General features: G+C 41.2%; 3 protein-coding genes. All 3 read right to left on the reverse strand.

What is annotated here, in order from left to right:
* Window positions 1-287 (reverse strand): TasA family protein (locus QZZ35_RS08375; protein ID WP_291236988.1); only part of this gene is annotated, 287 nt, incomplete at its 3' end.
* Window positions 288-626: 339 nt separating this feature from the next.
* Complete coding sequence (fucO, locus tag QZZ35_RS08380) at window positions 627-1,775, reverse strand: lactaldehyde reductase (protein WP_291236989.1); 1,149 nt, start codon at window positions 1,773-1,775, stop codon at window positions 627-629.
* A 153-nt stretch (window positions 1,776-1,928) separates the two neighbouring features.
* Window positions 1,929-5,684, reverse strand: coding sequence for a phosphoribosylformylglycinamidine synthase (locus tag QZZ35_RS08385; protein ID WP_291236990.1), 3,756 nt, complete (start codon window positions 5,682-5,684; stop codon window positions 1,929-1,931).
* Between the last annotated feature and the right edge of the window lie 273 nt (window positions 5,685-5,957).

The raw sequence follows: 5,957 nt of genomic DNA on the forward strand, positions 1-5,957 counted from the left end.
TCATTCGCTGTCACCACGTTCGCATAGGGAACCGTCACTTTAAGAAAGACAAATTCTTCATTATTCCCATCATTCTTGATCTGGGGATCCTTTGCAATCTCCTGGCCCGGGGTAATATTCGTCGGCGGAACCCATGACGGTTCCTGAAGATCCAATGAAATCTTACCTACAGTGAAAGTATTCGTCGCCGTATCACCATCTGTAAAATAAGCCATAATGCCTCCGATGGATACCGTTCCTGCAAGTATTGCTGTTAATGCGAGTGTTCTCATACTACTTTTTTTCATATAACGTCCTCCAATTTTATATGTTTTTGTACACTAAATCATCTTATTCCTTATTTCATTTACCGAATATACATGCATATTGAAAAATTGCTTTGAATAAAGCTTTGAACTTATAGATTCTTCGTGAAGAATAAATGGTCAACCAGAATGGCCTTCCTGATAGTTAAATTATACAATAGGCTCCGATCTTCTTCAATCATTGTTCATCGACCTTTTTTGACTCCATAATGCCACATTTTTATCTTGCCGCAGATTTTAAAGCATATAAAAAGAGACTGCTCCTTTAGAAATTCTAAAAGAGCAGTCCCTTTTTATATAATGGAGAAAAAACTACCTTTTTTACATGAGTGAACGATATAATTCTGCAATCTCTGCAACGCTTGTCTCCCGAGGATTACCCGGTCTGCAGGCATCATCAAAAGCCGACTGTGCAAGGAAATCCACATCTTCCGGTTTCACGATCTCTTTCAGATCTGCCGGAATTCCAACATCAGCGGAAAGCTTGCGAACAGCATCCACTGCTGCTTTGCGGTACTCTTCCTGTGTCATATTCTCTGTACCTTCAACACCCATAGCCTGAGCAATATATTTGTACTTGTCACCGGTAGCCGGTGCATTATATTCCATAACTGTCGGAAGGATAATTGCATTCGCCACACCATGCGGTGTGTCGTAGAGTGCTCCGAGTGGATGAGCCATAGAATGTACGATACCAAGACCTACATTTGAAAATCCCATACCGGCTATGTACTGTCCGAGAGCCATACCTTCACGTCCCTCCGGTGTATTCTCAACAGCACCTCTTAATGTTCTTGCAATAACTTCGATTGCTTTCAGATGGAACATGTCCGATAATTCCCACGCACCTGCTGTGATATACCCCTCAATCGCATGTGTCAGGGCATCCATACCGGTTGCAGCTGTCAGTCCTTTTGGCATTGATGCCATCATATCCGGGTCAACAACGGCAACGACCGGAATGTCATGGACATCGACACATACCATCTTGCGGTGCTTTTCTTCGTCTGTAATTACATAGTTAATAGTTACTTCTGCCGCTGTACCTGCAGTTGTAGGAACAGCAATGATCGGAACGGATTTATTCTTTGTGTCAGCCACACCCTCAAGACTGATAACATCGCCAAAATCCGGATTGGCTATAATAATGCCGATAGCCTTCGCTGTATCCATAGATGAACCGCCGCCAATGGCAATAATGCAGTCTGCACCGGACGCTTTAAATGCTTCCACGCCTGTCTTCACGTTATCTACCGATGGATTCGCTTTAATCTGAGAATAAATCTCATAGGCAATACCCGCATCATCAAGAATATCTGTAACCTTCTTTGTTACATTAAACTTAATCAGATCCGGGTCTGAACAAACAAAAGCCTTTTTGAATCCACGGCCTTTAATTTCATCCGGAATGACCTGAATAGCACCTGCACCATGATAAGATGTTTCATTGAGTACAAATCTGTTTACCATAATAAACCTCTCCCTTTACACATAAAAACTGCGTTACTATTTGTTAAAATTATAACATTCTTTTTTTTAAAAGTCAATCCCTCTCTCGATTTTGATAAAAAAAATCCTCCTCACAGATCCAAACAGACCTGTAAGGAGGAAGATTAAATTTTTTTATTTGAAGTATTCAACACCAGATTCAAACAGATGCTGATTCTGGTTTCCTGTGATATTCATGGCAACATGATCACCAATACGTTCGGAATGAGCCATCTTACCAAGAACACGTCCATCCGGACTTGTAATACCCTCAATTGCAAAATAAGAACCGTTTGGATTGAAGTCTTCATCCATTGTAGGATTGCCGTTCACATCCACATACTGAGTAGCTACACAGCCGGTTTCAAAAAGTTTCTTGATCCATGCTTCATTGGCAACGAAACGTCCCTCACCGTGGGAAGCCGGAATTGCAAATACATCACCCGGGTTCACTTTCTGGAGCCATGGGGATTTATTTGTCACAACTTTTGTATAAACCATCTTGGAAATATGACGTCCGATATGATTTGTTGTCAATGTCGGTGAATCATCCTTCTGAGGTGTAATCTCACCGTAAGGTACAAGACCAAGCTTAATCAATGCCTGGAAACCATTACAGATACCAAGAGCAAGACCGTCTCTCTGATTTAACAACTGATTAACGGCTTCTTTAATTCTCTCATTACGGAATACAGATGCGATGAATTTTGCGGAACCATCCGGTTCATCACCTGCACTGAATCCGCCAGGGAACATTAAGATCTGTGCACTGTTGATAGCTTTTACATATTCATCAACAGAATCACGGATCATACCTTCGTTCAGGTTACGGAATACACGCATCTCAACGTCAGCGCCTGCTTTTTCGAAAGCTTTCATTGTATCATATTCGCAGTTTGTTCCCGGGAATACCGGAATAAATACCTTTGGTTTAGCAACTTTATTCTTGCAGATATAAATATCTTTTGCAGTGTAAAGACCTGTGTCGATCTTCTTCTCTTCCACACCGGATCTTGTAGGGAATACGGATTCCAGTGGTTTTGTCCATGCTGCGATGGCTTCATCAACAGAAACTTTCATGTCTTTATACGCAAATTCCGGAGCTTCTGTTACTGTACCGCAAACTTTATATTCTACTGTAAGTTTATCCATGTCTTCCGGAGCAACTTCTGCAACAATATCACCATAATATGGTTTAAAGAGTTCTTCTGCATCAAAGTTTTCATCAACAGCAACACCCAGTTTATTACCAAATGCCATCTTGCTGACTGCTTCAGCAACACCGCCAAATCCAACGGTATATGTGGATTTAAGAACACCTTCATTAACAAGTTTTGTAATTGTACGGTAGCTGTCCATCATCTGTGCATAATCCGGCAGATCGTAAGCATCCTTTTTCATTGTAAATACAACAAGCTTGTTGCCCGGTGTCTTTAATTCAGATGTCACGATATCCTGCTGTTTTGCCACGTCTACAGCAAAGGAAACAAGTGTTGGAGGAACATTCATTTCATTGAAGGAACCGGACATTGAGTCTTTACCGCCGATAGCAGCAAGGCCGAAACCGATCTGAGCATCATAAGCACCGAGAAGTGCGGATAATGGTTCACCCCATGTTTTCGGATCATCGGTCATTCTACGGAAATATTCCTGGAATGTGAAATGAATCTTGTCCATATCACCGCCGGCTGCAACGATTTTAGCCACAGACTGAACAACGGCATAAATTGCACCGTGGTATGGGCTCCATGTAGAGAGATATGGATCAAATCCATAGCTCATCATTGTAACGGTATCTGTTTTACCTTTTAATACAGGAAGTTTTGCAACCATAGACTGAGCCGGTGTCAGCTGATATTTTCCGCCGTAAGGCATATAAACGGAAGATGCACCGATAGAGCTGTCGAACATCTCTACGAGACCTTTCTGAGAACATACATTCAAATCAGAAAGATTGGACAGCCATGCTTTCTTCATATCAGAAACATCTTTTGTCTTTTTAAAGTAATTATCTTCTTCACTTGGAAGTGTAATATAAGCACTATTTTCCTGGTGTGCACCGTTTGTGTCAAGAAATGCTCTGGAAATATCAACGATCACTTTATCTCTCCAATGCATAACAAGACGTGGCTCTTCTGTAACTTCTGCCACACATGTAGCTTCCAGGTTTTCTTCTGCTGCATATTTCATGAATGTATCCACATCTTTTGGATCGATAACAACAGCCATACGTTCCTGAGATTCGGAAATAGCAAGTTCTGTTCCGTCAAGACCGGCATATTTTTTCGGTACTTTATCAAGCTGGATCTGAAGACCTACAGCAAGTTCGCCAATAGCTACAGATACACCGCCGGCACCAAAATCGTTACATTTCTTAATGAGGCGGCTGACTTCAGGATTACGGAAAAGTCTCTGTAATTTACGTTCTGTCGGTGCATTACCCTTCTGAACTTCCGCACCGCATGTATCGATGGATTCTACTGTATGTGCTTTGGAAGAACCTGTTGCACCGCCACAGCCGTCACGTCCTGTACGTCCGCCGAGAAGGATAATAATATCTCCCGGATCGGATGTGGCACGTGTAACGTTGCTTCTAGGAGCAGCTGCCATAACCGCACCGATCTCCATACGTTTTGCAGCATAGTTTGGATGATAGATTTCATTGACAAGACCTGTTGCAAGACCAATCTGGTTACCATAGGAACTATAGCCGTGAGCAGCTTCTGTAACGAGCTTTCTCTGAGGAAGTTTACCTTTCATAGTTTCGGAAAGAGAAACTGTCGGATCACTTGCACCTGTCACACGCATCGCCTGATATACATAAGTACGTCCTGACAGAGGGTCACGGATCGCACCGCCCAGACATGTAGCCGCACCACCAAAAGGCTCGATTTCTGTCGGATGGTTATGTGTCTCATTCTTAAAGTTGATCAGCCATTCTTCTGTCTCACCGTCAATATCTACAGGCACAATGATACTGCATGCATTGATCTCATCTGTATCTTCCTGATCATTAAGCTTTCCGTCTTTTTTAAGCTTACGCATAGCCATTAAAGCCACGTCCATAAGACATACAAATTTATCTTTACGTCCGGCAAATACTTCTTCACGATGGGCCATATACATATCGTAAGTATCTTTTACCGGCTTTTTGTAATAACCTTCTTCAATCTCAATATTTTTGAGCTCTGTCTGGAATGTTGTATGACGGCAATGATCGGACCAGTAAGTATCAAGTACACGGATTTCTGTCACTGTCGGGTTGCGTTTCTCATCATTCAGATAATACTCCTGAATAAATTTGAAATCGTTAAATGTCATAGCCAGACCGAGAGAATCATACAATGCCTTTAATTCTGCTTCCGGCATTGTTGTAAAGTTGTCAAATACAGCCACATCTGCCGGTTCCTCAAACTTTGTGATCAATGTCTCCGGTTTCACTTCACTTGTTTCTCTGGAATCCACCGGATTGATACAGAAAGCTTTGATACGTTCCACTTCATCCTCTGTCACATCACCTTTTAAAAGGTAAGTTGTTGCAGAACGAATGACCGGTTCTTCTGTCTCATTTAAAAGTTTTACACACTGTTCAGCAGAATCGGCTCTCTGATCGAACTGTCCAGGAAGATATTCTACAGAAAATACTTTCTCATCAGCTTCTTTTGGAAGATTCTCTTCATATAAAATATCTACCGGCGGTTCAGAAAAGACAATCGCTTTTGCACTTTCATAAGTTGTATCTGTAATATTTTCAATATCATAACGAATCAGCACCCGAACACCGGTAACAGACTGAATATCAAGATAACTGTGAATATCATTCAACAGATCCTGGGCAGCTACAGCATATTCCGGTTTTTTTTCAACATAAATACGTTTTACCTGAGTCATCATGTACCTCCATTCTTTATCTTTAAAACTGTCGCAATTTTATCATTGATATTATACCATTGTTAAACTCATAATTAAAGTTAATATATTTAATTATACTTATTAGTTTTTCTTATTCGACACTTATCCAAACCTTTCTTCCATTAGAAAAGCACCAGCCAACTTAATGACTGATGCTTTCAATCTTATATTAAACCACAAAACATCCCTTTACTTCTCGCCTGCCTGTTTCTTGAGCGCAAGTATTTTCGTTTCGATTTCCTTTATTACAAT

This window comes from Frisingicoccus sp. (assembly GCA_016298055.1).
Classification (GTDB): domain Bacteria; phylum Bacillota; class Clostridia; order Lachnospirales; family Lachnospiraceae; genus Frisingicoccus.